This is a genomic window from Exiguobacterium sp. FD-YE-25-4 (assembly GCF_057004685.1).
The window spans coordinates 2747173-2773634 of the sequence record NZ_CM168041.1 but is presented as its reverse complement, the minus strand read 5'-3'; the positions used below and the strand labels follow the sequence as shown (position 1 = coordinate 2773634).

General features: G+C 51.9%; 33 protein-coding genes. 22 read left to right on the top strand and 11 right to left on the bottom strand.

The window, feature by feature from the left end:
- Nucleotides 1–33: 33 nt before the first annotated feature.
- Both AC13H5_RS14245 and AC13H5_RS14240 read right to left on the bottom strand, forming a co-directional pair.
- A complete protein-coding gene (locus tag AC13H5_RS14245) occupies nt 34–501 on the bottom strand; it encodes a helix-turn-helix transcriptional regulator (RefSeq protein WP_215189252.1) in 468 nt (155 codons plus the stop codon).
- Nucleotides 502–640: 139 nt separating this feature from the next.
- The gene (locus AC13H5_RS14240; RefSeq protein WP_034779670.1) at nt 641–1183 is read right to left on the bottom strand and encodes a TraR/DksA C4-type zinc finger protein; all 543 of its coding nucleotides are present in this window, start codon (nt 1181–1183) and stop codon (nt 641–643) included.
- Nucleotides 1184–1338: 155 nt separating this feature from the next.
- On the opposite strand from AC13H5_RS14240, the gene AC13H5_RS14235 reads away from it, so the two are divergent.
- The 4 genes from AC13H5_RS14235 (at nt 1339) to AC13H5_RS14220 (ending at nt 3170) form a co-directional block, all read left to right on the top strand.
- Nucleotides 1339–1863, top strand: a complete 525-nt coding sequence (locus AC13H5_RS14235) for a GrpB family protein (protein ID WP_214753434.1) — start codon at nt 1339–1341, stop codon at nt 1861–1863.
- 55 nt (nt 1864–1918) lie between these two features.
- On the top strand, nt 1919–2236 hold the full coding sequence (locus AC13H5_RS14230) for a hypothetical protein (RefSeq protein ID WP_214753435.1): 318 nt from the start codon (nt 1919–1921) through the stop codon (nt 2234–2236).
- Nucleotides 2233–2697: a GNAT family N-acetyltransferase gene (locus AC13H5_RS14225; RefSeq protein ID WP_483546073.1), complete on the top strand. Its 465-nt coding sequence runs from the start codon at nt 2233–2235 to the stop codon at nt 2695–2697. The genes AC13H5_RS14230 and AC13H5_RS14225 overlap by 4 nt, the downstream gene beginning before the upstream one ends.
- Before the next feature lie 170 nt (nt 2698–2867).
- Nucleotides 2868–3170, top strand: a complete 303-nt coding sequence (locus AC13H5_RS14220) for a hypothetical protein (protein ID WP_034779662.1) — start codon at nt 2868–2870, stop codon at nt 3168–3170.
- Nucleotides 3171–3194: 24 nt separating this feature from the next.
- On the opposite strand, the gene AC13H5_RS14215 is transcribed toward AC13H5_RS14220, so the two are convergent.
- The 3 genes from AC13H5_RS14215 to AC13H5_RS14205 form a co-directional block, all read right to left on the bottom strand.
- A complete protein-coding gene (locus AC13H5_RS14215) occupies nt 3195–4052 on the bottom strand; it encodes a pirin family protein (RefSeq protein ID WP_483546072.1) in 858 nt (285 codons plus the stop codon).
- 124 nt (nt 4053–4176) lie between these two features.
- The gene (locus AC13H5_RS14210) at nt 4177–5448 is read right to left on the bottom strand and encodes a hypothetical protein (RefSeq protein ID WP_483546071.1); all 1272 of its coding nucleotides are present in this window, start codon (nt 5446–5448) and stop codon (nt 4177–4179) included.
- 287 nt (nt 5449–5735) lie between these two features.
- On the bottom strand, nt 5736–6632 hold the full coding sequence (locus AC13H5_RS14205; RefSeq protein WP_233004879.1) for an aldo/keto reductase: 897 nt from the start codon (nt 6630–6632) through the stop codon (nt 5736–5738).
- Nucleotides 6633–6785: 153 nt separating this feature from the next.
- On the opposite strand from AC13H5_RS14205, the gene AC13H5_RS14200 reads away from it, so the two are divergent.
- From AC13H5_RS14200 to AC13H5_RS14185, 4 genes are all read left to right on the top strand, one after another.
- A complete protein-coding gene (locus AC13H5_RS14200; RefSeq protein WP_483546070.1) occupies nt 6786–7397 on the top strand; it encodes a protein kinase family protein in 612 nt (203 codons plus the stop codon).
- Nucleotides 7398–7480: 83 nt separating this feature from the next.
- Entirely contained in the window at nt 7481–7810 is a 330-nt protein-coding gene (locus AC13H5_RS14195) for a four-helix bundle copper-binding protein (RefSeq protein WP_034779654.1), read from the top strand.
- Between the two features lie 113 nt (nt 7811–7923).
- Nucleotides 7924–8436 (top strand): GNAT family N-acetyltransferase, encoded by a 513-nt coding sequence (locus AC13H5_RS14190; protein ID WP_034779652.1) that lies wholly within the window; start codon nt 7924–7926, stop codon nt 8434–8436.
- A 66-nt stretch (nt 8437–8502) separates the two neighbouring features.
- A complete protein-coding gene (locus AC13H5_RS14185; protein WP_483546069.1) occupies nt 8503–8841 on the top strand; it encodes a zinc ribbon domain-containing protein YjdM in 339 nt (112 codons plus the stop codon).
- A gap of 45 nt (nt 8842–8886) precedes the next feature.
- Here AC13H5_RS14185 and AC13H5_RS14180 read toward each other — a convergent pair whose 3' ends face one another.
- Nucleotides 8887–10344: an aldehyde dehydrogenase family protein gene (locus AC13H5_RS14180; protein ID WP_215189258.1), complete on the bottom strand. Its 1458-nt coding sequence runs from the start codon at nt 10342–10344 to the stop codon at nt 8887–8889.
- A gap of 170 nt (nt 10345–10514) precedes the next feature.
- Here AC13H5_RS14180 and AC13H5_RS14175 point away from each other — a divergent pair, with 170 nt between their 5' ends.
- From AC13H5_RS14175 to AC13H5_RS14160, 4 genes are all read left to right on the top strand, one after another.
- Entirely contained in the window at nt 10515–10868 is a 354-nt protein-coding gene (locus AC13H5_RS14175) for a PadR family transcriptional regulator (protein ID WP_214709184.1), read from the top strand.
- Nucleotides 10843–11598, top strand: coding sequence for an HAAS domain-containing protein (locus AC13H5_RS14170; protein WP_483546068.1), 756 nt, complete (start codon nt 10843–10845; stop codon nt 11596–11598). Before AC13H5_RS14175 ends, AC13H5_RS14170 begins: the two co-directional genes overlap by 26 nt.
- A gap of 112 nt (nt 11599–11710) precedes the next feature.
- Nucleotides 11711–11941 (top strand): hypothetical protein, encoded by a 231-nt coding sequence (locus tag AC13H5_RS14165; protein WP_214753442.1) that lies wholly within the window; start codon nt 11711–11713, stop codon nt 11939–11941.
- A gap of 59 nt (nt 11942–12000) precedes the next feature.
- The gene (locus AC13H5_RS14160; RefSeq protein ID WP_483546067.1) at nt 12001–12951 is read left to right on the top strand and encodes an alpha/beta hydrolase; all 951 of its coding nucleotides are present in this window, start codon (nt 12001–12003) and stop codon (nt 12949–12951) included.
- A gap of 30 nt (nt 12952–12981) precedes the next feature.
- Here the strand turns inward: AC13H5_RS14160 and AC13H5_RS14155 are convergent, their stop codons facing one another.
- The 3 genes from AC13H5_RS14155 to AC13H5_RS14145 form a co-directional block, all read right to left on the bottom strand.
- Nucleotides 12982–13824, bottom strand: a complete 843-nt coding sequence (locus AC13H5_RS14155) for an IS3 family transposase (protein ID WP_483546066.1) — start codon at nt 13822–13824, stop codon at nt 12982–12984.
- The gene (locus tag AC13H5_RS14150; RefSeq protein ID WP_483546065.1) at nt 13821–14330 is read right to left on the bottom strand and encodes a helix-turn-helix domain-containing protein; all 510 of its coding nucleotides are present in this window, start codon (nt 14328–14330) and stop codon (nt 13821–13823) included. Before AC13H5_RS14150 ends, AC13H5_RS14155 begins: the two co-directional genes overlap by 4 nt.
- 71 nt (nt 14331–14401) lie before the next feature.
- On the bottom strand, nt 14402–15244 hold the full coding sequence (locus tag AC13H5_RS14145) for a GNAT family N-acetyltransferase (protein WP_483546064.1): 843 nt from the start codon (nt 15242–15244) through the stop codon (nt 14402–14404).
- 72 nt (nt 15245–15316) lie between these two features.
- Here AC13H5_RS14145 and AC13H5_RS14140 point away from each other — a divergent pair, with 72 nt between their 5' ends.
- Nucleotides 15317–16027: a YjjG family noncanonical pyrimidine nucleotidase gene (locus tag AC13H5_RS14140; protein WP_034779634.1), complete on the top strand. Its 711-nt coding sequence runs from the start codon at nt 15317–15319 to the stop codon at nt 16025–16027.
- Here AC13H5_RS14140 and AC13H5_RS14135 read toward each other — a convergent pair.
- The gene (locus AC13H5_RS14135) at nt 15998–16444 is read right to left on the bottom strand and encodes an NUDIX hydrolase (RefSeq protein WP_021065918.1); all 447 of its coding nucleotides are present in this window, start codon (nt 16442–16444) and stop codon (nt 15998–16000) included. The two genes, AC13H5_RS14140 and AC13H5_RS14135, sit on opposite strands and share 30 nt — an antisense overlap.
- 53 nt (nt 16445–16497) lie before the next feature.
- On the opposite strand from AC13H5_RS14135, the gene AC13H5_RS14130 reads away from it, so the two are divergent.
- From AC13H5_RS14130 to AC13H5_RS14120, 3 genes are read left to right on the top strand one after another with little or no spacing between them, the layout of a single operon-like run.
- Nucleotides 16498–17100: a pentapeptide repeat-containing protein gene (locus tag AC13H5_RS14130; RefSeq protein WP_483546063.1), complete on the top strand. Its 603-nt coding sequence runs from the start codon at nt 16498–16500 to the stop codon at nt 17098–17100.
- Nucleotides 17097–17936 (top strand): aminoglycoside 6-adenylyltransferase, encoded by an 840-nt coding sequence (locus tag AC13H5_RS14125; RefSeq protein ID WP_214753451.1) that lies wholly within the window; start codon nt 17097–17099, stop codon nt 17934–17936. The genes AC13H5_RS14130 and AC13H5_RS14125 overlap by 4 nt, the downstream gene beginning before the upstream one ends.
- Nucleotides 17937–17984: 48 nt before the next feature.
- Entirely contained in the window at nt 17985–18137 is a 153-nt protein-coding gene (locus AC13H5_RS14120) for a hypothetical protein (protein ID WP_034779628.1), read from the top strand.
- A 12-nt stretch (nt 18138–18149) separates the two neighbouring features.
- Here AC13H5_RS14120 and AC13H5_RS14115 read toward each other — a convergent pair whose 3' ends face one another.
- Nucleotides 18150–18551, bottom strand: coding sequence for an ion channel (locus tag AC13H5_RS14115; RefSeq protein WP_084592883.1), 402 nt, complete (start codon nt 18549–18551; stop codon nt 18150–18152).
- 104 nt (nt 18552–18655) lie between these two features.
- Between AC13H5_RS14115 and AC13H5_RS14110 the strand changes: the two genes are divergently transcribed.
- The 6 genes from AC13H5_RS14110 to pelG all read left to right on the top strand — a co-directional run bounded on the left by AC13H5_RS14110 (nt 18656) and on the right by pelG (nt 26428).
- On the top strand, nt 18656–19483 hold the full coding sequence (locus AC13H5_RS14110) for a glycoside hydrolase family 191 protein (protein ID WP_235420226.1): 828 nt from the start codon (nt 18656–18658) through the stop codon (nt 19481–19483).
- 159 nt (nt 19484–19642) lie between these two features.
- Nucleotides 19643–20812 carry a GAF domain-containing protein gene (locus AC13H5_RS14105; RefSeq protein WP_214753453.1) on the top strand — a complete coding sequence of 390 codons (1170 nt, stop codon included), beginning with the start codon at nt 19643–19645 and terminating at the stop codon, nt 20810–20812.
- A 4-nt stretch (nt 20813–20816) separates the two neighbouring features.
- Complete coding sequence (locus AC13H5_RS14100; protein ID WP_215189271.1) at nt 20817–21755, top strand: tetratricopeptide repeat protein; 939 nt, start codon at nt 20817–20819, stop codon at nt 21753–21755.
- The gene (locus AC13H5_RS14095) at nt 21737–23584 is read left to right on the top strand and encodes a DUF2194 domain-containing protein (protein WP_483546062.1); all 1848 of its coding nucleotides are present in this window, start codon (nt 21737–21739) and stop codon (nt 23582–23584) included. The genes AC13H5_RS14100 and AC13H5_RS14095 overlap by 19 nt, the downstream gene beginning before the upstream one ends.
- Nucleotides 23581–24999, top strand: a complete 1419-nt coding sequence (gene pelF / locus AC13H5_RS14090) for a GT4 family glycosyltransferase PelF (protein ID WP_483546061.1) — start codon at nt 23581–23583, stop codon at nt 24997–24999. Before AC13H5_RS14095 ends, pelF begins: the two co-directional genes overlap by 4 nt.
- Nucleotides 24980–26428 carry an exopolysaccharide Pel transporter PelG gene (pelG, locus tag AC13H5_RS14085; protein ID WP_483546060.1) on the top strand — a complete coding sequence of 483 codons (1449 nt, stop codon included), beginning with the start codon at nt 24980–24982 and terminating at the stop codon, nt 26426–26428. The genes pelF and pelG overlap by 20 nt, the downstream gene beginning before the upstream one ends.
- The last annotated feature ends 34 nt before the right edge of the window (nt 26429–26462 follow it).

Here is a 26462-nt window from a genome sequence, read left to right as displayed (position 1 = left end):
GAAATTCGTTGCGTCATTTTTTGTGTCATTTCTTCAAGCCTGCTCATCATGTGTCGTTCGCAGTTCGAACAGCTTTTGAAACGCCTCGTCGCGGTCGAACGTGCTGAACCAGCGAAAGTCGTCGTGGTCGAGAATCCGGTAATGTTGACTGACCATATTCTGTTGAATCCGATATTTCCCTTGATGCTCGATCGTCGTCCACCAGACGTGTCCGCCCAACGTCTTCGTCGCCAACGTTGAATCGGTATGCGCGACGAGGCGAATGAACTCGATCGGTTGATCCCCAATCAACGAATGGAGATAAGAGCTTTGATTGAACAAGGCGCAGATGGCGACGGTCGTCGTCCAGTTCGCGTTCAGGCGTCGCTTCTCGATTTGAATCAATGTCTTTTTTGAGATACCGACGAGCGTACAGAGTTCTTCTTGGGATAATCCTTGTTCCGTCCGAATCAGTTTGAGTTTGCTGGAAATCAGCTCAGAAAACGTTTCTTTTGTATGCATAAATTCTCCTAAGATGTATTTTTACACATCGTATCATGTGGCTTGAAAACAGGGAAGATATAGGATGGGGAAAACAGCTGTTTATGGTCATGAAAAAGCGGAAGGAGATGGACTCCTTCCGCTCACGCAATAGCCTACGTTATTCTCGTGTCGGGTCGTGATTGCCTTCGCTATCAGCAATCGTATCCGAGCTCCCGAAATCCTCGACTTGACTGAACGCGTCGGTGCTTTGGCCAGGCTCATCCGTCCCATCGAGCTGTTTGCGGGCGGCTGTCTCGGACGGATTGAGCACGTCTTCTTCGACCGGGCGTTCACGGTCGGTCTGATGCTCGTCTTCTTCTTGTTCACGCGCATGCTTGATGCAGAGTGTCGCTTCCGGGATCACCTCTAGGCGGTCCAACTCGATGTCTTCCCCGCACACCTCACACTTTCCATACGTGCCTTTCTCGATGGCGAGCAGTGCCTTGTCAACATCGCTCAAAAAATCTTCATCGAGTTCCGTGAGCGCTTGGTCGCGTTCACGCAAAAAGAGCTCTTCCCCGGAATCGGCCGGGTGATTATCATAGTGCGACAGTTCCCCTTCGTCATATACCTCTTCCCGATTTTCCATATATCCTTCGGTCTTCGCTTTTTCTTTTAATAGACGCTCCTTGAACGTATCGATCTGCTTCTGTGTCAACATACGGTTCACTCTCCAGTTCTGTTTTCATTAGTATTAGCATTTCCCATTTTGAGTCGTGACAAACCTTCCCGTCGGCGGGGTCCGTTTCTAAACGATTCGGAAAACGGGTATGATGACAGAGAAGGAACGAATTAGGCGAAGGAGGAATTAGGACGATGAGAAAAGTAGAAGTCATCCCATATGACCCGATATGGGCGACGAAATTCGAAGAAGAGGCGGCCAAGCTCAAGCGATTGTTCGAAGACGAACTCGTCGCGATTCATCACATTGGCAGTACGTCGGTTCCCGGGCTCGACGCGAAGCCGATTATCGACATCATGCCGGTCGTGCGGCAAATCGAGCGAATCGACGACTGGATCGGTCATATGGAAGCGCTCGGTTATCGGAGTTTTGGCGAACACGGCATCCCGAGACGCCGTTTCTTTGCGAAAGGCGAGGAGGTTCGGACTTTCCACGTCCATATGTTCGAGGACGGGGATGACGGCGTCATCCGGCATCTCGCCTTTCGTGACTACTTGGTCACATTCCCGGACGTGCGGGACGAGTATGCGGCGCTCAAGCAGCAGTTGGCGAGCCAACATCCGGACGATATCGAAAGTTACATCCAAGGGAAACAAGACTGGGTATCGGCGACGGAGCGGGCGGCTACAATATGGTATGGATCCAGAAAACAAATTTGAAACCTTTTTCCATTTCCCCTCGTAAAGAATGGTAATTATTTAAGGGGGGAACGGAATGAAACAATTTCTTGGCAAGTGTATCGAGTACGCGTTCGTCGCCGTCGTGTTCGTGGGTTTGTTTTTCGGACTGCGTTACGGAGTCAGTCACTTCGTCTTAACAGCCGAGGAGTCTTATTTCTATGTCTTTCTCGGCACCGCGTTTATCGTCTTTCCGGCCTCGCTATTCGTAGGTTACTGGCTGGCCCGTCCCATTCAGCGCCGTTTGAGCGGAAGAGAGACCGTCAGTTCGAACCACACGTTGCGCGGGTATGAAAAACCGCACGGGGTCACTGAGACACGAGACTATGGGAACGAGGGATCGGGATCGTTATGATGCAGTTGAAACGAACCGGCGATGCGGCATTGATTGCGACGTTGAATCGTCCCATCCATGAGCATCATCTTCAACTCGCACCGGCTTTCTTTGCATCTTACGATCACGCGGCGATGGAAACGGCGTTTTCGGAGATGATGGCACGGGACGATTATCATTTCTTCACGGCAGAGGTCGATGCTGACGTCATCGGATACGTCTGTTTTCAAGAGCGGGTGAGTGAGGCGAACGCATTTCGGCAAGCAGTGCGCACGCTGTACGTGCATCAAATCAGTATTAACCCGGAAGCGAAGCGAAAAGGGTATGGACGTTTGATCATGGATGAATTGGAACGCTTTGCCATCACGCACGGGTTCCCATCTATCGAATTGGATTATTGGTCGGTGAACGAAGCGGCTGCGGCTTTTTATGAACAGGTCGGATTCCGAGCGAAACGTCAAGTCGTCGTGAAGCAGCTGTAGAACGGAGAGACCGGCCATCCTGTTCCACGGGACATTCGATTTCTTGAGCGCGGGAGATACGGTACCGGATTTTGTGCCAGCCATCTCATCGGCACTTTTGATTGGTCTCGTGCTCGTCTTGGCACGCCGCTATGATGCGCAATTTTTGAAAGTGGAATGAGGAGGATTTGATGGAGACAGTCATTTTAGTCATCGGTGTCATCGGGACGATTTCGCTCATGTTATTCATGTCGAACCAATGGTTGGGTTATGGCAAAGGCAACATCGTCATGACGCTAGACGAGCATTATACGAATCTGAATGAGTATGTGCCGGCAATCTTGACGAAACTGTATGAAGACGGGAAGTCGGCCCATTATCTCGGCGACCGGAAGTTTGAAGTGGACGGGAAACGCTACGTCCTCGTCGAGCGGACCGTCCCGATTGGTCGGGTTCCGACACAACAGACGGTGCTCATGCCGGACAAACAATAAGCCGCGCCTCAGGCGCGGCTTATTTTATTTGACGGCCGGGGGACCGAACACACCGGCGTGATAGTCGCGGAACGCTTGGCGAATCTCATCCTCGGTGTTCATGACGAACGGGCCGTGAGCGATATAGTCTTCTCGAATCGGTTTGCCTGAATAGACAAGCAGTTTCGTGCGTGACGTTGCTTTTATGCGGAGTCCGCTCTCACCCTCGGCCGTCTCGTCGAACGTGAGCGTCGCTACGTGCGTCTTCTCGAGCGGTGTCGCGGACGTCCCGAGTTCGACCGAACCGGCGAGCATATAGACGAAGGCGTTATGATTCACGGGGATGACGTGCTCATAGACTTCACCTTCCTTTAAGCTGACTTCACTCATCGTGATCGGGACAAGGCTGTCCATCGGGCCTGTCGCACCGGCGACCTCACCCGAATAGACACGGACTTGTCCACCGTCGATTGGCACGACCGGGGCGTCTTCGACGTACACGTTTTGATAAGACGTCGTCGTCGTTTTGAGCGCTTTCGGTAAATTGAGCCATAGTTGCAGCGTATGAATCAAGTCGTCGTCGACGGCCTCCTCGGCGTGTCGGGCCGCCCAGCCCGCGTTCATGTACTGGACGTCTCCGGCATCTAAAATCGAATGGCCGCCATGGTTGTCGATATGTTCGAGTCGTCCGTCAATCACGTAGGTGATCGTTTGGAAACCGCGATGCGGGTGGTCCGAGAACGTGCCGCGTTTGAACCAGTCCTCGGCCATCAAGATGAACGGGTCGAACTCGTTTTTTCGCTCAGGGGGCAAGACCCAACCTTGTTGTACGTGTGGATATCCAGGTTGCTTATAAGCGACGGGCCAATGTGTGGCGACGTCGCGCTCGAATCGTTTCGTCATCGAATCCTCTCCTTTACACCGTTTGCTGTCATTGTCGCATAGCGACCGATGGATGCTTTCTGATTTTGCCTAGAAAACGTGCAAAGACAGACCGGTTCATACCGGTCTGTCTTTAGGAAAGGGGTTAGCCCTGTTGCTTATTGAATAAGTCGTGCCAACGTTCGGCATCGGCGCGGAGCAGTTTGAAGTGTGACCCTGTCAACGTATTCGTCAAAAAGACATCGTCTCCGTTATAGCTGACATCGAACGTCTGCGCACAAATACCCTCGAAAACGGTCAAATAGGGAGTCGGGGCCGGGGTCCCGGCCGTGGCGACAGCTTTCGAACGATCGATCGCTTGGAACACGAATTGGACGGCCTCGGCATTGGCGTGATGCAAGAACGATGCGTCCTTGGATTCCGTTCCGAGCAGCGCCAAGTCATGTGTCACGACATGCCGGCGGTGGGCAAATTGTTGGCGCATCTTCGTTTTCAACCGATCGCCGCGAAGCAACGTTTCTTCTCGATAGGTGATTGAAACGACTTGTTTATGCGGTTTCCCGTCACGGATGAATGAAAAGCTGAACAAAGGATAACGCTCATTCGGGATGAGTGTCGTCGGGAGCGTGCTCGCTTGACGAGCGCCAAGCATGCGGTCGAACCTCGCGTCTTTCGGTCGAAGCACATCCCCATATAAGGTTTGATCAGATGACAAATGAAGCCCGTATTGTTTTGTATCTTGAGACACCTCGGTACCTAAGGCGAGAGAGAGGAAAGGTTGTCGCGATGCTTCGTTAATCGGCAACGTGACCGTCTCATATGCTTCTGGGGATTCGAACGTGAATTCGAAAGAGCCATTGAACGGCATCGTCACGTGAACGAGCGTCTGCTCAAGCCCGTTCCGTTTTGGATATGGTTCGTTGCCGACCGGTTTGGTCATCTCTTCTGTGAAATGGATCCGTTCGTGCGGTTGGGCGTTTCGTAGTTTTGACGTTGCCGAAGACGGGACAGCGTGGTCACGATACGCAATGAGACTGTTCGGCAACGTGTCGATTTGTTTCATATACGTGATCGCCTCGGCTTGGCACTGGACGTAGGCTTGATTGTCCACTTCAAAAAAAGTGGCGGTCGGAAAGACATCGGTCGAGGATGTCGTGATCAGCGGTTGGGTCAATGTGACCGTCCCGATCAAGTGACGTTCTCCGTCAGGAATACGGGATAGCGCGTCCTCTGGATAACAAGCATCGAGGACGTTCGTCCGATCGGACTCGGTCATTTCGATTTGTTGTCCTGATGGCAGGGTAGCGCGACCTTGATAGTACTCTGGAGCTGTATGTAAACGAAAGGCATGTTCTTCTTCACATCCAAAAAGGACGAACAACATGGCGAGCGTACAAAGAATCAAGTACTTTTTCACGGGGGTGCACTCCTTTGATGATTAACTTTCATCATTTTAGCACCATTTTTTTGTGACTTTAGTCTTAGGAAAATTAATGTGTTTTTTTAAAAAAAAATCAAAAAACCCGCTCAACTTGAACTGAGCGGGCTTGTTTTACACTTATGGATATGAAATGGAATTTCACTCTCGTGAACATGTCGATTTTTGACGAATGAACCGTTGAATGGCCACGTTCTTGAAAATGATGAAATTATTAAAAAAAACAAGGATGGAACTAATCAGGGTTTATTTGTTTATTTTTACCTTCAATCGACGTCGCGGCCGCGGGCTGCCTTCAAAATTTCGAACCATTCTTCACGGGTGAGCTCGATATCGAGCGCGCCGACGGCGGTCTTGACTCGGTCAATTTTCCCAGATCCGACGATCGGCATGATCTTGGCAGGGTGTTTCAAAAGCCATGCGTAAACGACTGCATCGATGCCGCTCGCTTCGTGGCGGTCACTAATGTCTTCGAGTTTCTCGCGAAGCGGCGCATACTGTGACTCGGTGAACAGTTGACCGCCGGCGAGCGGGCTCCACGCCATGAGCGGCATCCGCTTCTCGTGGCATAGGTCGACAGAACCATCTTCGAAGTGTTTCAGTTGCATCGGTGAAAGTTCGAGCTGATTCGTCACGAGCTGGAACGGCAAGCGTGACTGGAGCAACTGTTGGGTTGCCGGTACGTGGTTCGAGACACCGAACGTCCGGACTTTTCCACTTCGTTGTAACGTAATGAATGCCTCAGCGACTTCGTCCGGGTCCATGAGCGGATCGGGACGATGGATCAACAGCGTGTCAATCTGGTCGATGGCGAGCTCTTTGAGTGAACGCTCGGCTTGATGGATGATATGCTCTTTCGTCGTATCATAATGGTTGATTGTTTGGCCTGGGTTGAAAGAACCTGTCAGTTTAATGCCAGTCTTCGTCACAATCTCGATTTGATCGCGAAGTGAAGGATTGAGGCGAAGTGCTTCCCCGAATAGTCCTTCACACGTATAGCCACCGTATATATCGGCGTGGTCGAACGTCGTGATTCCAAGTTCGATACATTGCTCGATGAACGTGAGACGTTCCTGCGGGCTCATATCCCATTCAGCGAGACGCCACATGCCGTGGATGATCCGTGAGAATGATAAGTCTTCTGTCAGTTCGATACGTTGCATGATTGATTCCTCCTCATTGTCTGTCGCTTTCATTATAGAGATAATCGGGGGATGCGTCACTTATTGGGCGTATCGGACGGACGCGGACCGAGTCAAATGAAAGTGATTTCAGTTATGATAGGAAAGAGATGAACCGAAAAAGAGGAGTGCTCTATGAATCATTATGAACAATATGCGGGCGTCACGTTTGAGCGACACGGGCAAGACACGCGTGTGACCGCCTATCATCCTGACCTCGAACTGCACGGGATCGGGCGCAGTGCTGCCGTGTTCCGCATAAAATCTACACGACTCGTCATTAAAGTGTTTTTCCCTGGCTATACGCACATCGCGGCTGAGGAAGCCGTGATCTATCGGAAGCTCGAGGGATTGCCTCAATTCCCGGGTCTGTACGAAGCGGGTCCGAACTATATCGTCATCGACTATATCGAAGGGAAGACACTGTTTGAATGTTTGATTGAAGGCATTTGGATCGACCCCGCGTATATCAGGCAAGTCGATGAGGCGCTCATAGCGGCCCGGCGACTTGGGTTGACCCCGTCCGATGTCCATTTGCGCAACCTCATCCTCACGCCGGACGGCCGGCTCTATTTGATTGACTTGGCGCGATTCCGACAAGGGCAACAAGTCGATCACCAATGGGAAGATTTGAAGCGGATGTATCGGCTCTACCGCCTCCGTTTCATGCCGAAGCGGTATTCGGAGCGCTGGTTGAACGGTGTCGCCTACCTATATCGTACGTTCGTGAACGACCCGAGACGTTAGGCGACGGTCGTTTTTCTTTTGAAGATTAGGGAACAACAGTAACGTATTGTCGTTGTGTAGTCATTCAAAAGGAGGACGAATACATGGCTCATCGAATTTATGCGAACGAACTGGAAACGTTGCACGATTGCGTGGAGACGTGCAATTACTGTCTTGAATCTTGTCTCGAGGAACATGACGTGAAGATGATGGTCGACTGTATCCGACTCGATCGTGAGTGCGCTGCAATCTGTTCATTCCTCGCCGAGGCGATGACACGGGATTCGGCGTTCGTACCGGAACTGGCCCGGGCTTGTGCGGTCGTCTGTAAGGCGTGTGCCCAAGAGTGTGAGAAACATAAGCACGAACATTGTCAGGAATGTGCGCGCGTCTGTTTCGAGTGCGCATCGATGTGTGACCGTTTGGCAGCCTAAGGTAAAAAAGTCAGTCGAAACGGCTGACTTTTTTTGTGGCAGCAAATCGTTACGTGTATTTTGAAATTGAGATAAGTATAATAAAGAAAACTTATAGAAAGTATGGTGTCCTCATGATTCGCAACTGCCGTCGAGACGACCTTCAAGCCGTTTTACATATTTACAATGACGCAATCGTCAACAGTACAGCTGTTTACCATTACGAGCCGGTGACGCTTCAAAATCGCGTCGCTTGGTACGAAGACAAAAAAGCGTCCGGGCTCCCGATCATCGTATGGGAGGAAGGCGATGTCGTCATGGGCTTTGCCACGTTCGGCCCGTTCCGTCCATGGCCGGCCTATCAGTATACGGTCGAGCACTCGGTGTACGTGCATCCCGGCTATCGGGGGAAAGGGATCGGGAATAAATTGCTCCGTGAAATCATCCGCATCGGTGAAGAACGGGAAGTGAAGACGATGATTGGTGGGATCGATGCCGCCAATATCGCGAGCGTCAAAGCACATGAAAAGTTAGGGTTCGTCCATTCAGGCACGATTAAAAAAGCCGGCTACAAGTTTGGCAAATGGCTGGATTTATCGTTTTATCAGCTCGATTTGAAAGGCCCCGAGACTCCGCAAGAAGGCTGACCGCTAGCTGTCGAACTTCTAAAATTGCGGTATACTGGGAACAGTGTATCGAATGGAGGAATCAGTATGACAGAATTACCGAATTGCCCGAAGTGTCAATCGTCTTACGTGTATGAGGACGGGAGCTTGCTCGTCTGTCCGGAATGCGCCTACGAGTGGTCGCCGAGCGAGGTAGCCGAAGCGGAAGCAGACGCGCAAATCAAAGATGCGAACGGAAATGTGCTCCAAGACGGAGACACAGTCACGGTCATCAAAGATTTGAAGGTGAAAGGGACGTCGCTCGTCGTCAAACAAGGCACGAAAGTGAAAGGGATCCGTCTCGTCGACGGGGACCATGACATCGACTGCAAGATTGAGGGCTTTGGCGCGATGAAGCTCAAGTCGGAGTTCGTGAAGAAAATCTAAAAAAAGCGTGTTGATCCGTTCGCGGACCAACACGTTTTTTGCTGTTTATGAGAAAAATGGTTTGTATTCCCGGCGTTCGTGCATGACGGATACCCATTGGAGCGTCGTGAACTCCTCGAGCACCCACTCGCCGTTGAAGCGGCCAAGACCCGAATCTTTCTCTCCGCCGAACGGCAAGTGCGGTTCATCGTTCACCGATTGGTCGTTGACGTGAATCATCCCGGTCTCGACTTGGCGTGCGAACTCGGTCGCACGGTAAATCGAACCGTGGACGGCACCACTCAGTCCGTATGGCAACTCGTTCGAGAGTTTCAGCGCCTCGGCGTCGTCCTTGAACGACAGAATGACGGCGACCGGTCCGAAAATCTCATTTTTCGCAAGCGGCATGTCGTTCGTGACACCGCTCACGACGGTCGGCTCGAGCACGTTCCCGTCAGCGTTGCCGCCGACCTGGAGCGTCGCACCGGCGTCGACCGTCTGCTTGATTTGATCGAGGATGCGGTCGACTTGATCGTGATCGATGAGCGGCCCGACTTGTGTGTCTGATTCGTTCGGGTTGCCAAACTTCAAGGCACGGACTCGCTCAACGAATTTTTTGAGGAATTCATCGTGAATCGACTCGGCGACAAGGATTCGGTTCGTCGACATACAGATTTGCCCTTGGTGATAGAATTTCGAATAGACGGCCGATTCCACGGCACGGTCGATGTCGGCGTCGTCTAAGACGACGAAGACGTTATTCCCGCCGAGTTCGAGCGCTGTCTTTTTCAACAGGCGTCCGGCCTTCTCGGCGATCCCTTTGCCGACCTCGGTCGAACCGGTGAACGAGATGAGTTTTGGCACCGGGTGCTCGACGATGGCGTCCCCAATCTCCGAACCGCGACCGACGACGATGTTCAAGACGCCTTTCGGAAGACCCGCTTCTTCAAATAGCGAGGCGAAGAGGAGACCTCCTGTGACCGGTGTCGCCGTCGCTGGTTTGACGACGACGGTGTTCCCCGTCGCGAGGGCGGAGACGATTGAGCGGACCGCGAGGTGGAACGGGAAGTTCCATGGACTGATGACGCCGATGACGCCGAGCGGTTTCCGATAGACCCGGTTCTCTTTGTTCGGGACGATTGAAGGCTTGATGAGCCCGTCCATGCGGAACGGGAACGTCGCCGCTTCCTTGATGATCGCCATCGAGGCTAAAAATTCGCCTTCTGCTTTGATGCGCGTGCTGCCCGACTCTTTGACGAGCCAGTCGATGATGTCATCTTTATGCTGCAACGTCACTTCGGCGAACTTCTCAATCAAGGCCCGGCGATTTTGTGGCAGCATCGTCGCCCATTCGGTTTGTGCTTCTTTCGCAACGGCATAAGCCTTGTCGAGATCAGACTCGTCGGCCGACCGGATGGCGAACAATGTCTCATCCGTGAACGGGTTGGTGTTATCGATCGATTTGTCGCTTGACCCTTCGACCCATTGGCCATCAATGTACATCTTTGTAAAATCGGTATGCATATTCAAACACTCCTTTATCTTTTTGCTTCACCTTAAGAAGTATTCACCTGATTTGAAAAAATAAACCTCTCGATGCGCAACTAACTTGTTTTACAAAGTAGTTGCAATTGGTAGTGCCTTCCATTACTATTGTGTATAACAAGTTAGTTTAACGAAAGTGAGGTCACGCCATGGCGATGAGTCAAATGTTAAAAGGATTGCTCGAAGGTTGCCTGTTGGCCATCATCGATAAAGGAGAGACGTACGGCTATGAGATGTCGGAGAAGTTGCAAACGTATGGCTTCACGATGGTGAGCGAGGGCAGTATTTACCCGGTCCTGTTACGGATGAAGAAAGAAGGGTGGGTCGAGACGGTCCAAAAGGCGTTGCCATCAGGGGGACCGAAACGAAAATATTACATTTTGACGGAGGCGGGGCACCAAGAGTTGCTGGCCTTCAAACAACGTTGGGCGGAAGTGTCAAGCGGCGTCGACCGCGTACTCGGAGAGGGGAATGAAGATGGAACTTTCAAAAAAGAGTCGTGATTTTTTGGATGATTTAGCGGTATATCTCATGTCGAGCGGGAAGTCGGAAGGGGAAGTGCAAGACGTTGTCGCCGAGCTGAAAGACCACCTCGAGGAGGCGGAACGCGCAGGCAAAAGCGTGGACGATGTCGTCGGCCAGAGCCCGAAAGCCTACATGCAACACCTCGGAAGCGAGATGACGTTTGACGTGAAGGGATTCGTCAAAATTGTTACGATGATCATTCCGAACGTGTTCGCCTACATCATCATCGCCAACTTCATTCAAGGCGAGATGACATTCTCGACGGTCCAGTTGATTGGGTTCCCGCTCATCGCCGTCCTGTTCTTGCTGGCCGCCTCACAAGCGTTCCGCCACATGTCGGTCCGTTCGAAAGAAAGCAAATTTAAAAATGGGGCGACGTACATCACGCTCGCCGCGATGCCGATGACATTGTTCCTCGGACTGATGGTACTCGACATCTTCGTCGAGACCCCGACGATCGTGTTCGGTCCAACCGGTCAACTCGTTTTGCTCGGTCTCGCCGTCGTCACGTTGCTCACCGTCTCTGTGTGGACGAAGACATGGATCAATCTGATCATTCCGATTCTCTTATTTGGGCCGCAATACGCGTTCGCCCAGACAAGCTTGCCGCTCGAGCAACAACTGATTTTCTCGATGCTGATTCTGTTCGTCGGGATGGGGGTCTTCTTGTTCGTCTGGTGGAAAAAGAATCAACGGGGGCAAACCTGATGCTCGGACGAATCATCTTCGTCGCTCTTTTATGTCTGCCGTGGGTTTTTTTCGTGACAGCGGGGGCAATGCGCTTGGTTATCTCGTGATTCCGGCCGTGATGTGGTGGAGCGTGTGGCAATTTGGCCGGCGTGGATGGTTGCGTTGGATCATTTTTACGCTCATCATCTCGCACTTGATTTCCATGACCATGATCGGGTACATCGATGGGGCATGGGATTACTTTTTCAAGCCGTTCGGCCAATCCATCGTCATGAACATATGGACCGTCGTGTTCGCGAGTGGGGTCGTTGTAGTATGTGTGAACCGTTGGGCTTTCGAAAAAGCACGTGAATCTGCTTAAGGTCGAACGCGGCTGGGAATAGGCAACTGTACGCCTAAAAGAGAAAGAAGGGATTCCCGTTGCCAGTCAATCCGACGATTCAATTTTATTTGAACCAGTTTCAAAATCAAATCTCGACCACATATGACCAATTGGATCCGCTCGAATTAAGACGACAAGAAGACGCAATGATGACCCGGTTTCAACATAGAGAGCATGTATATCACGTCGAGAATCGCTCGATTATGCTTCCGAATCGCTCACTGCCAATCCGCGTCTATCGGTCGGGTCGAACGATCGCGCCAGCACTCGTCTATTTTCATGGTGGCGGATATGTCACGGGCAGTCTCGACACCCATGACGCGATATGTCGGACGATCGCGAACGAGGCCGACTGCACCGTCATCTCGGTCGGCTACCGACTCGCTCCGGAGCATAAGTTTCCGACAGCCGTCTACGATAGCTATGAGGCGCTCGTTTGGATTGCGGATCACGCCTCGGAACTTGAAATCGATGCCGAGCGCATCGCCGTCGGCGGAGACAGTGCCGGCGGGACACTCGCCACGGTCAGCGCCTTGATGGCGATTGAACGAGGTCGCCCCCTCGTCATGCATCAGCTGCTGTTTTACCCGGTTACCGGGACCGAGGAGAACTTGCCGCTGTCATTGATTGATTACGCGAACGGTTATCTGCTCGATGAAGGGCTCATCCGGTGGTTCCAGCAACAATATTTCCATGATGAGTCGGAATTGATGCATCCGTACGCCTCGCCGATTTTTTCGGACCACTTAGGGGACCTTCCCCCGACGACGTTGTTGACGGCCGAATACGACCCGCTCCGCGACCTCGGACGCGCATACGCCAACAAATTGATTAGCCTCGGTGTCCCGGTGACGTATCAAAATTACGATGGCTTGATTCACGGCTTCGTCAACTATTACACGTATGTCCCAGAAGCGAGACGAGCCGTCAAAGAAGCAGCACAGGCGCTCGGAACGGCATTCATAAAAAAAACTCGTCCATTGAACTGAACCGAAAAAGTTAGACACTAAATAGTTTCGTTAGGCGACCTTTAGAACCTGCGTCCGGTATTCCACCGGGCTCAGGTTTTTTAGTCGTTTCTTGATGCGACGATGATTGTAGTACTCGATGTATCGCTCGAGCTCCTGTTTGAAATGGGTCATATCTTCGAACTTCCTGAGATAAAGGAGCTCGGACTTGAGCACGGCGAAGAAACTCTCGATGGCCGCGTTGTCGAGACAGTTGCCCTTTCGGGACATACTCTGGGTGATGCCGTGTTCGCGCAGCTTCGCCGTGAACGCTCGGAACTGGTATTGCCAGCCCTGGTCAGAATGGAGGATTGGCCTTCCATCGCCGTCGAGTCTTGCGATGGCTTGGTCCAACATCTCGCCGACGAACGGATACCTAGGACTGTCTGACATCGAATAGGCGATGATTTCCCGGTTTGCCAGGTCCATCATCGGTGAGAGATAGAGTTTCTCCCCGAAAAGATGGAACTCGGTGACATCGGTCACCCACTTCTGGTTTAGGCCTGTGGCCTTAAAATCCCGTTCGAGGAGGTTCGGTGCGATTGTTCCGACCTCTCCCTTGTAGGACCGATATTTCTTCATGCGGACGAGGCACTTGAGACCGAGCTCGTCCATGAGACGCAATACGGTCTTCGGGTCGTGTCTGAAACCTCGGCGCTCGAGGAGCGCATGGATGCGACGATAGCCACAACGTCCTTCGTGTTCGTGGAAGAGGGCCTGGATCGCTTCCTTCACGTCCGCGTACTTGTCATCGGCCGTCAGGCGCGTCCGCCAATAGTAGTAGACGCTTCGAGCCATATCGAGCACCTGGAGGAGCCCCGGTACAGGATAGGTGGCCCGTAGCTCGTCGATCACTTGGGCCTTGATCCGGTTCGTCGCGCATCCTCTTCTTGAACCAAGGCTTTCAATTTTTTTAACGCGGCGTTCTCCATCTCGAGGTACTCGACCCGTTCCTTGAGTTTCTCAACTTCTGTCATCTCATCGGGATTCTTTTTCTTACGTTTCGCCATCGGGGCACGTCCTTTCGCTTTGGCTACCAGCCCCTCGACTCCTTTCCGTTCGTACGCGGACCGCCAATTGGAGATCATTCCGGGGGAGGAGATGCGGTACTTCAGGGCCGCATCCAAGTGGGACAGCCCATTGGTCGCCATGTCGTTTAGTACCTCCAGTTTAAACGCCGGCGAGTGGACTGTATAGGAAGGATCGAAGATTTCCTCCCCCCAACGCGCATAGAGATGCGACCAGGTACGCACCTGGCTATACGAGATCCCGAACTCCTGCGACAAAACTTCAAATCCGTCCCTTCCCGTGAAGTAGCGCTGGGCGATTTGGACTTTCAATGCCTTTGAATATTTGGTCATAAAAAACACCCCATAAAAGTTGGATTTTCATGTCCAACTTTTATGGGGCAGTTCACATGAGGCGAGTTTTTTTATGCTTTCGATAAGCTTGGGAAGCGACAGTCTTCCGGGAAGAGCTGTTCTTCATTCATGCGAATCATCCATTGCCCGTCCCGGGATGGGCGCTGTTCCACACCGTCCAGCTCAGGCGTGAATTCGAAGACGATCTCGGTGATGCCTTCGAAAGAGAGTCGGGCCACAACGTCACGCATGTCGACAGGCCGAGATGACAGTACCGCGAATAACTTCAGACGCGTGCCTTCAATCAAATAGATGACGTGCACATCGTCGGAGCGATAAACGTCTTTGTTCATGCCTTGATAGTAGTGGAACATCCAAATATGCATGTCGTCCGTCGCATAGAGGCGTGGCGAAAACGGGAGCGACTCCAGCTTGAAACGACGCCACTGCTCGGCATCGACATCGACACGTTCGAGTGGAGCCGCAGATCCCGATACTGAAACGAATAGCTCCGGTTCAAGTTGGACGGAGAACCCCTGTTGCTCGTAAAATGGTTCAACCCCTTCGTCACAAGCCAAAAAATAAGGCAAGCCATCGGCGTCATGCTGTTTGAACACATGCTTGAAAATACGGGTGGCAAGTCCTAGTCCTTGTCGGTCCTCGTCCGTCATGACTGTCCCAATCTGATACGCCTCGCGAGCGGTTCCGTCAGCCACGATCGTCATCCGGCTCATGCCGACGTTCGAGATGACATTCCGATAAAACGTCAATGAGTAACAACGATAGCGGTCGGTCCATTCGCCGGCCATGTACCATTCACCAAAATCGATGCCGAACATCTCATCGGCCAAATAGAAAAATGACGCGAATTCTTCCCCTGAATACTCGAGATTGCTGATAGGTCGTTTAGCCATATGACTCACTCCTTGTTTTGAACTTCTCGGTCCGTTCCTGTACATTAGAGGCAGAGAGGGGTAATACAGATTATGAAACGATATGAAGCTATTTTATTCGATGTCGACGATACGTTGCTCGACTTTAAACAGAGCGAGCACGTCGCCTTGGAGCAGTTGCTCGCGGCACACAACGTTCGGATGACGGATGAATTGAAACAACAGTATGTGACGATCAATAACGGATTATGGCGCGCGTTCGAGCGCGGCGAGGTCGGACGGGAAGACGTCTTGATGGGCCGGCACACGCAACTGTTCGACACGCTCGGCATCACGATCGATGCACATGAAGTCGAACAGCGTTATCGCGACCATTTGCACGCCGGGGTGCACATCATCGATGGGGCACTCGAACTCGTCCGTACGCTCAGTGAACAGTATCCGCTCTATATCGTCACGAACGGGGTGACGGAGACTCAGTTCAAGCGGCTCGAAGCCTCGGGACTGCTCCCTTACTTCCAAGACGTGTTCGTCTCGGACGCGACCGGTTCACAAAAGCCAATGAAACCATTTTTTGACTATGTATTTGACCGGGTTCCGAATGTGGCACCGGAACGCGGGCTCATCGTCGGTGACTCGCTGACGGCAGATATCGCCGGCGGGCGCATGTATGGGCTCGACACGTGCTGGTACAATCCGCACGAGATTGCGGCGTCGGTCGAGACGACGTATGAAATTCAAGACTTGCACGAATTGAAGTCGATTCTATCAAGCTCAGCGATCGATAAAGTGGGGCGGCAATGATTGCGGCAACGCATAGAGTGTCTCCGGGAAGAGTTTCAAGTCCCGGAGCGCGTCGAGCGGCTGCCAACGATAGATGAGGTGATCGCCTTCCGGTCCGTGGAAGTCTCCATGCCGGAGCGGGAGGTCACCCGATACATAAAAGTACATGCCAATCTCGTGGACCGTGCGTTCCAAATACGTGAAGAAATTTTCGGACACGAAAGCGAACGTCGTTCCCGTCAGTGTCGCTTCGAGTTCTTCTTGCAGTTCACGCGTCAAGGCAAGCTCGGCCTCTTCGCCGATGCCGACACGACCGCCCGGTAACGCCCAAAAGTCATCGTTCACGTTCCGATGAACGAGCAAATGACCGTCCTGGACCCAGATGCCGGCGACGCGATAATTGAACGTGCCGTGCTCGGTCGGAAATACGATATCCATCTTCATCACTCCATTCCTTAAGCTACATCAAGTATACGCCAAGGAGGCAGGTCATGTTTCAATCAAATGAGAGTTATAAAAGCGAGGACTTCCGCGACGAGACGCTCCGTGACATCCAACTCACGCAGACGACGTTCGAGAACTGTCGCTTCACCTATATCGATGCGACCGAGTTTGAGACCGAACAGTGTCGTTTCATCAACTGTGACTTCACCGATTCGAAGTGGAACGCCTCGCGCCACAGCGGCAGCTCATTCCTGAATTGTCAGTTCAACGGGGCGAATCTGTTTTTGAGCGAGTTCGATCAGTGCAAGATGACGGGTTCGTCGTTCGAGTCATGCACGTTTGAAGGGGTCGTCGTGCGTGAAGGAGATTGGTCGTTCGTCAATCTGCGTCACGCCCCGCTCCGGAAGATGGATTGGTCCGGTGTCCGGTTGACGGAGGCGGATTTATACGGTGCGGATTTGAAAGAATCACGCTGGACGAACGCCGTCTTGTCCCGCGCCGTGTTGCAACACGCGGATTGCACGGGGGCCGATTTTGTAGGGGCGGAGATGGATGGGGTCGATTTCTCGGACGTCATTCTGAAACAAGCGACGCTTGACGTCATGCAGGCCGTCCAAGTCGCCCGCTCGCTCGGGGCGAACGTCATATGACCAATGAGCAAGTGCTCGAGCACTTGACGGCCATGGCCGCGGAGCGGGAAGACGTCCGCGTCCTCGTCTTGAACGGGTCGCTCGTCAATCCGCACGTAAAACCAGACCGTTTTCAAGACGTCGATGTTACTTGTTTCGTCGAAGACGTGACCGCGTTCATCGAGGACCGTTCGTGGATGGCGCCGCTCGGGGACGTCTTGATTATGCAGACGCCGGACGAGGTGCCAGGAGGCGACGAATATGAGCGTTTCGCGTTTCTCGTCCAGTTTGCAGCCGGTCATCGCGTCGATTTGACCGTCCGTCCTATGCGTGACGTGCAGGAAGCGATTCACGCTGACTCACTCAGTCTCGTCCTCATTGATAAAGACGAGATTGCCGGTCAACCGATCCCATCTGATGACACGTACCGCATCAAACGACCGAGCCGATTCGACTATGAGCAGTGTTGGAACGAGTTTTGGTGGGTGTCGCTTTACGTCGTCAAAGGTATCAAGCGGGGTCAACTGTTATACGCTTTCGACCATGTGACGATCATGCGAACGATGCTCCGGCAGATGCTTGTATGGGACGTTGGCTTTGCGACAAACTTTACGGCGAACGGAGGAAAGTCCGGGGATGGGCTTGAGAAGCATCTGGCCCCTGAAGTATGGCAGGCTTATCTTGATACATACACTTTGGTCGAAGTGACAGCGATGGAAACGGCCCATGCGACGTTGGTGGAACAATTTGAACGTGTCAGTCGCCGCGTGGCCGACCAAGCCGGATATCCGTTTGCGGAGATGGAAGCCCGACGAATTCGTGACGCCTTTTCGACGCTTTGGTGTTCAAACGATTAGTTTTCGGTTGAGTCGGGAAAAGCCCCTCTATAGAAGGGGGAATGACGCTTGAATCCGTATACGACGTTCATCGCGCTCCTAGTGGGGAGTTTACTTTTATTTGTCGGCATCCGGACGAAAAAATGGCCGATTTTAGTCGTGGCCTTATTTCCGCTTGGACTTGTCGCCTTCAACATGTATTTGCTGATTACTGGACGTTAGAAGACTGTTTCTTCAGTCTTCTTTTTTGTATATCGATTTTACAAAAAATGCTGTCGGCAACAAAATCCCGATAGCCGCTTCGAGCAAGGCGAACAACCGGGCCGGACCGATTGGCAGCAGGTCGCCGAATCCGATAGACAGCAACGTGACCCCGCTGAAGTAAAGCAGATTGCGCCAGTTCGGATCGACCGCGTTCATCGTCTCGAGTGACGTCACCAATATGACGCCATCGCGTGAGAGCGCGTAGTAAATCAAGGCAAACCCGATCATGACGCCGAGTAGGCTGACGAACAAGTGGCTGAACAAGCGCATGTCGAAGCCGGTCTGTCTATACGTTTGGCGCCGAAAGAAGGTAAACACGTTCAAGCCGACGAATAATAGGGCAATCGTCAATAAAATGGTATTCACGCCCATTTCCCCCTTCTGTGACAGTCTATACTATGTTGTTTCCCTGATCGTTCACCGTCAAACGGACCGATTCACACCAAGACGGATTCATTCAACAAGGAGGTGTCCGAGTGCGACGATGTTTAGTGAGCGGCTTATTGTTCGTCTTCTTTTTAGGAGGATGTACGACGAAAGAGCCGTTTGATTTTGATGAGATCCATTCCTATAAGATTTTTTATAACATGCCGACCGAGGCGATCATTGAAGACATGGCCCGATACGACCTCGTCATCATCGAACCGATTTGGTATACGCCGGAACAGATTGAGACGATCCGCTCGAACGGGACGAAAGTGCTCGGCTATATTAACGTGATGGAAGCAGATACGTGGAATCGTGCGCTCATCGGCCAAATGGACAAAGACGATTTCTTCTATCGGGACGGGGAACGCATCTATTTCCCGAAATGGGATTCGTATTTGACGGATATCAGCTCGTCCGATTTCCGTAAAATTTTAATCCGTGAAATTCAAAAACAAGTCATCAATAAACATCTGGACGGAATTTTCCTCGACACGGTCGGTGATATCGATGACGTCCACCTCGATTATCCGGACGACTTAGAAGAACAGCTGGCTGGGCTCGAGGCCTTTTTACAAGCGATTGAAAAGGCATATCCGGGCGTCCCAGTCGTCCAAAACTGGGGCATCGAGACGCTTGAACGAACGAGTGCGCCTTACGTGGAAGGCTTCATGTGGGAAGGTTTTAACTACACGGAAATCACGTCCGACTCTTGGTCGATGGAGATGCTCGATCGAATGAACGCGATTCAAGACGAATACGGAATCGCTGTCCTCACCGTCTCAGACCAAGAAGAGGCGACAAGTCGGGATATGGCCGAAGCGAACGGATTCATCCATTATCACGAACCAACTTATTACAATACGTGGGATTTTTAGGGGGTAATTAGGGTAAGGGAAGATAAGGACTATGTATACCTGTCCGAGGGCAGGGGACCATCCCGCATTAAAAACTGAAGAGATGTTATCCATGAGGAGGGGATTATCATTCTGTACGCTCAAGACCGTCCATGGCTCAAATGGGTCGAGATTCTTGTCGTGTTCGCACTATTGATCGGAATCGATTTATTCTTCAGCCTAGGCACGATTCAAAATGAACTGAACTTGTTTTATGTGGCCGCCATCCTGTTCGCGCTCAGGTATGGAACGATTTTCGGCTTAATCAGTTTCGGCATTTTGCTCCTCTATAAAGTGTTATACACCGGCTTAATGGGAGGAGACATCTTCCTGTTGTTCTACGATACAAACTCACTTCTTACACTGTTTTACTACTTCGCCATCACTGTCATCGTCGGGTTGTTCAGCACCTCATTTCGAGAGCGTTACGAAATCAGCCAGTTCCGCAACGAAGAACTGAAAGATGAAAACACGTATTTGAAAGAGACCGTCGATTTACTCAACACTTCGCAAACCACACTTCGTCAAAAACTACTTCAATCCGAGTACAGCTTGAACCAATTGTATGAACTGGCCGTATCGCTTGATTTGCCGCATCCAGAATTGATTCGGAGCGAGACGATTCGTCTATTGAAAAAAACGTTCCTGGCGAGTGACGTCGCCATTTACCACGTCGACCGTTCCCAGAAGTCGATGCGCCTCTTGATTCGCCAAACGGACAAGAAAGAGTTTCCGCAAACGATTTTTCTCGATGAGGCATCGAGTATGTTCAAACGGTTCTTCCAAGTGCAAGAGACGACGCTCCGTCAACTCGACGACGAAGACACGGACCCGATGTTGCTCGCACCGATCATCGTGGACGGGATGACCCGAGAAGTCGTCGTCATCAAACGGTTGCCGCTTCGAAAATTGACGACCGATGACTTGCACGTTCTCAACATCCTCTTCTCGTGGATTGGCACACGCATTCAAAATGCCGAGAACCTGATTCGTAAAGAGCAGCACGAGAAGATGCATAAAGGCACCTCATTTTATAAGAAAGAAGCGTTCACAGAACTCGTCGCCATCCAAGAACAAAAGAAGATTCACCATGGACAGCCGTATATCGTCCTCGAATATCCGCTCGGGTATGAGCCTGTCTCACTCGAGAGTATCGAGGCCATCGTCCATTCATATTTACGGGAGATCGATGTCGTCGGGTACGACCCTGATGAGAACAAGCTGTTGCTCTTACTCCCAGGAACGAGTGAAGAACACCGTCAACGGATCTATGACCGGATCGAAGGGATTTTGATCCAGAAGGGAGTGTGACGAGATGGAGTCTACCATTCGTCTCGTATTGATCGGGATTTATGTCGTTCATGCACTGCTCGCCTTCGGATTATTGATCGCGTTGAAACGAAGAATGAAAGCGCCGGATTATGGCGTCGCGGTGGCGGCCCTCAGCTTCGGTCTGTTCTTACCGTTTTTGGCCGAACTTGCCGTCTATGCGGTGTATCGGCTTGCTGAACGGTTCGGTCGGAGCGGTCTGATTGAAGACTATGACGACTATATCGACTTCAAGGTCGTCAACTATGAACAGATTCGTCATGAAGCGAGCAGCAGCACCAATCTGTTACCGCTCACCGACGCCATCAACTCGAAAGATCCGGCTATCCGCAAACACTCGATTTTGACGCACGTCAACCAGTCGATTGACCAGCAAGGCAAGTATTTGCAGATGGGACTTGAGAGCACGGACAGCGAGACTGTCCACTACGCCGCGGCGACAATGAACATCTTGATCGATCAATATGAACAAGAATTGAAACACGCCAAACGCGAGTACGACTTAGGTAACCCAGACACGATTCGACGGCTTGCGACGATTTATAAACGCATGATCCATAGTGAACTCATCACCGAGGTCATGTTGAAGGACAAGCGAGGCGCATGGCTGGAAGAATTATTGAAAGCGAAGACGCTCTATCCGCCTTCGCCCTGGATTTACGAGGACTTGAACGAGATTTATCTCACGTTAGAGCGCCCCAAAGAGCAATTGAACATTTTAAAAGAGTACGTCCATCATTTCCCGGAACGCATCGAGGCTCATCTGATGCTTATCAATTACTATTATGAGCGCGAACGTTGGAACGAAGTGAAGGCGGTCATGTTTATGATGCAGACCCAATTCTCACTGGAGGACGTACCGTATGAGTACCGACTGTTGTTTGAAGAATGGAGTGACACGACATCATGGAAAAACGAACTGTAATCTCATTCTCGCTCTTCATCGTCTTATTTTTAGTCGTCGTCGGTGCGATTCAATACTTACGGATCCACTCGCTACACACGTTGTTGCCAAACGTCGCCGAGCAACAGATGAACATCGACCAGTTGAAGAGTGATGCCTCGGCAAAAGCGGGTGAGCATCAGCTTCAAGTTTATCTCGTCCGGGATGAAGGCGATTTGGCGGTCGAAACGGCAGACAACCTGCTGTACGGTCTGCAGTATGCGAAACTTGACGTTCGCGAAGTGAACCCAGGCGCCGTCGGGTCGATTGCGCCATCTCCATACACCATCATCATTTTCACGGGTGAAGATACGACAAGATGGCCGTTCGTGGAAATGAAACGTTATGTCGAACAAGGCGGGAACCTCGTCTTTGCGAATCGGTTTAAAGATCCGGCATGGAACGCGTTGACCGGCATCGAAGAAATCGGTGAGTACGTACCGGACGTGTATGGTCTAAATTTTGAAGAGACGATTTTCCCTGGGTACGTTGACTTGAACCCACCGGACGACTTATTTGTCCATAGCGTCGTCGATTTTGCGATTGCAGACGAGGCCAACGTCATGTTGTCGGCCGAAGGATTCCCGATCCTTTGGGAATACGGTGTCGGCGAAGGGAACGTCCTTTATTGGAATACGACGATCACCAACCAAAAGATGATCCGCGGTCTGTTCGTTCAGACGCTCGGCACGATGCCACCGGCGTTCGTCACGGCACAAGCAGCGATCAAGCTCATGTACATCGATGATTTCCCGGCACCGGTCATGGACGGAAAGATGAAAGACGTGTCCGCGACCCCGCTCGATAAATCGGTCAAAGATTTCTTCGCCGAGGATTGGTGGGAAGATATGGTCGATTTGGCGAAAGACGACGACTTGATTTACACGGGTGCCATGATTGGGACATATGAAGAGGAGATGGAGCTCGTCGACGAACAGTTGATCAAACGGGGTGAGTTCCCAATGCTCTACTTTGGTCGCAAACTGATCGCCCACGGTGGGGAAATCGGACTCCATGGCTATAACCACCAGTCGCTCGTCACGGCCGATGAACCGATTGACCCGACGTACGGGTATATCCCCTGGCAAGATAAAGACGAGATGAAACGGTCATTGCTTCAAGCCGAGTCCGTGTTTGCGAACTATTTCCCGGCCGAGACGCTCAAGTCATACGTCCCGCCGTCGAACGCGCTCAACCGGACTGGGGTCGATGCGATCGCCGAAGCGTTACCAGAACTGCGCACGATTGCTTCGCTCTACACGGGGGAGCCGGAGAGCGGGGACTTCGTCCAAGAATTCGAATTTGATGCGACGCATCCGAACTTGTACCATTTCCCGCGTGTGACAAGCGATTACGGGGAAGAGCGCGGATCGATTTTCCAAATGGTCGATGCAATCGCCAACTTCGGTGTGTTTTCCCACTTCATTCACCCGGATGATGTCATCGACCCAGACCGGGCCTTCGGGCGGGACTGGGATACGATGTACGCGAGCCTTCGCAAAATCGTCCATGACGTGAAAGATCAATATCCTCACCTCGAGGCGTATACGCAACATTATGCGACCGAAAAGATGATCACATACCAACAAGCTGATTTGAATGTCACTTTTGATGAGTCGACCGTCTATTTGGCTGGGGAAGGTCTCGTCAACCCCTCTCATTTCACGATTCGCCTCAAACCGGGCCAATCACTTGAGACGGGAGAGTTTGACTTTGGGACGGTTGAACAATGGGAAGCCGACCGTCCGCTCTATCTCATCAAACTGACATCGGCGAACGCTGAAATCGCCATCAAGGGGGAAGCGCAATGAGAATCGGACTCGTATTAGAGGGCAGTTATCCATACGTGAGCGGAGGCGTCTCAAGTTGGACGCAGACGTTGATTGAGGCGATGCCCGAAGTGTCGTTTGAAATCATTTCGATTCAACCGACAGAGAAGCGTCCGGAAGACATGAAATATGTGTTCCCGCCGAACGTTTCAGGGATCACTCACTTGTATTTGAGCGACGTGGGCGAGCGAGCGAAAGGGCGATTGAAGTGGGGCACTGAGGACGAACAGAACGTATCGGACTGGCTCATGTTGAAAAGTCCGAACCGGCAAGCGCTTCGTTTGCTTGGGAAAGAAGTGCCTTCAAGTCAGGCGTTTTTCGCAAGCGAGTTCTTTTGGAAAAATGTCAAGGCGGCTTACGCCGAGGAAATGAACGGAGGTTCGTTCATCGACTATTTCTGGATGTGGCAGAGTATGTACACTCCGATTTTACGGGTGCTCCATCAACCGCTCCCGAAAGTCGACCTCGTTCATTCCGTGTCAACGGGTTATGCCGGTGTGGTCGCGTCCTACATGAAGGAGACGCAAGGGATTCCGTTCATCTTGACGGAGCACGGCATCTACTCGCGGGAACGCGAAGAGGAGATTCTACAGTCGTATTGGATTCCAGCGCCGTATAAGCCGAGGTGGGTCCGTTTCTTTCACCATTTGTCGCGCGAGGCCTATAACGCGGCCGATGAGATCATCACCTTGTTCGAGCGAAATCGCGAATATCAAGAATGGATCGGCGCCCCGAGTGAGAAGACGAAAATCATCGCCAACGGCATCGCCGATCGACAAATCCAGGCGACGGTCGACCGTCCGGAGCACGATCTCTTTCAAATCGGGGCCATCGTCCGCTTGGTGCCAATCAAAGATTTGAAGACGATGATTTACGCCGCCAAGATTTTGCAGGAGCGGCATCGTCTGTTCAAGCTGACGATCATGGGACCGCTCGATGAGGATGAGGAATATGCGGAAGAGTGCCGGTTGCTCATCGAACAGAGCGGGCTGACCGATTATGTCGAGCTCGCTGGAAAGGTTGATGTCCAAGCCTATTTGCCGAAGTTTGATTTACTTCTGTTGACGAGTATCTCGGAAGGTCAACCGCTCGCGATTCTTGAAGGCATGGCAGCCGGCATCCCGTGGGTCGCGACCGATGTCGGGGCTTGTTCCGAGCTCCTGTATGGACGAGAAGACGACCCGTTCGGTCCAGCCGGGTTTATCGTGCCCCCGGTTCATCCGGAAGCGGTCGCGGACAAGGTCGAGTGGATGATGGATTATCCGCAGGAGCGGATGCGGTTCGGTAAGAACGGGCGGGAGCGGGTCCGCCAATACTATCGTCTCCAACAAGTCGTGGACCGCTACAAAGCCATCTATGAAACGAGGAGGGAACAGTATGGCGGGCATCGGGTTTAAGCTGCAGAAGTTGTTCCAAGAAGACTACTATTCGTCCAGGTTGAAGGCGTACACGTTCTCGGGCCTCGTCACATCCGGACCGTGGTTGATCGTCATCTTGGTCGTCGGGACGATTCAATGGTTGGCGTTCCAAATGCCGACGTTATCGCTCGCCGAACGGACGCTTTTCATGATCTCGGTCTCGTACGCGTTCATCTTCTCGCAAATCTTGTTCAGCTTCCAACAGCTCGTCGTCACCCGATATGTGGCGGACTTGTTTTACGAGAAGAAAGCGCATGAAATTTTCCCGGTCTTCACCGGGATGCTCAAAGTGACGATCCTCGCCGCGACGATTCTGTACAGTATCTTTTGGCTATTGTCGCCGCTCGATTTTCTGTACAAACTGACGTTGTTCGTTTTATTCATGACGATTAACGTCATCTGGGTCATGTTCTTGTTTTTAAGTGCCGCCAAGTATTATCAAGCGGTGGCCTATAGCTTCCTGCTCGGCGGACTCATCTCGGTCGGGAGCGTCTATGCGATTAGCCGTCTCATGGTCGACCCGTCGAGTCTCGAGCTGTTGCTCGGTTTCACGGTCGGGATGATTGTGACGTTGTTCGGGTTGTTCTTCGCGATGCTCCGGACGTTCCCGCTCCGTTACGCGGTGAAAGAGTTCTCGTACTTCAAGTACTTCGACCGCTATCCAGACTTGTTCGCCATCGGCGTGTTGTACGTGCTCGGGATTTGGGTCACGAATTTCATCATCTGGTTCGGTGAAGGACGTGTGATCATCGCGGACTCGTTCTTGTTCAACCCGTATTATGACACGGCCATCTTTTGGTCGTACTTGACGATCATCCCGACGCAACTCCTGTTCGTCGTCGCCGTCGAGACCCGGTTTTATGAGCGCTACCGTACGTTTTATGGATTGATTAACTACGGCGGGGCGCTCCATCAAATCGAGAAAGCGAAACAGACGATGACGTCGGTGCTGAAAAATGAGTTGATTCGACTCGCGCGGAGCCAAGGCGTCGTGACGTTGTTCGCCATCCTCATGGCAGGCGTGTTCGTCAGTTGGAGCGGCGTCCCGGATGAGATCGGTCAAATCTTTCGGATGACGACGCTCGCGGCGTTCGCGAACGCGATGATTCTCATCTTGACGTTGTTGTTGCTCTATTTCGAGGATCGACGCGGGGCATTGTTCGTCAATATCTCGTTCTTCACGTTGAATGCGTTGTTCACGCTCTTGCTCTTGCCGCGCGGCATCGATTGGTACGGCGTTGGCTTTGCTGTCAGCACGACAATCACGTTCTTCTTGGCCGGCCTGCGTTTGATCTATTACATGGGCAAAGTCGATTATTACGTGTTCGCGGCCTCGAATCGACGCAAGCTCGGTACCGAACGGTTCTCCCAAATGGGGACGTTGTTGAACCGTCGCTTCTCGCGATAAAGGGTTTTCAACATGGAAAAAGACTGATATGATG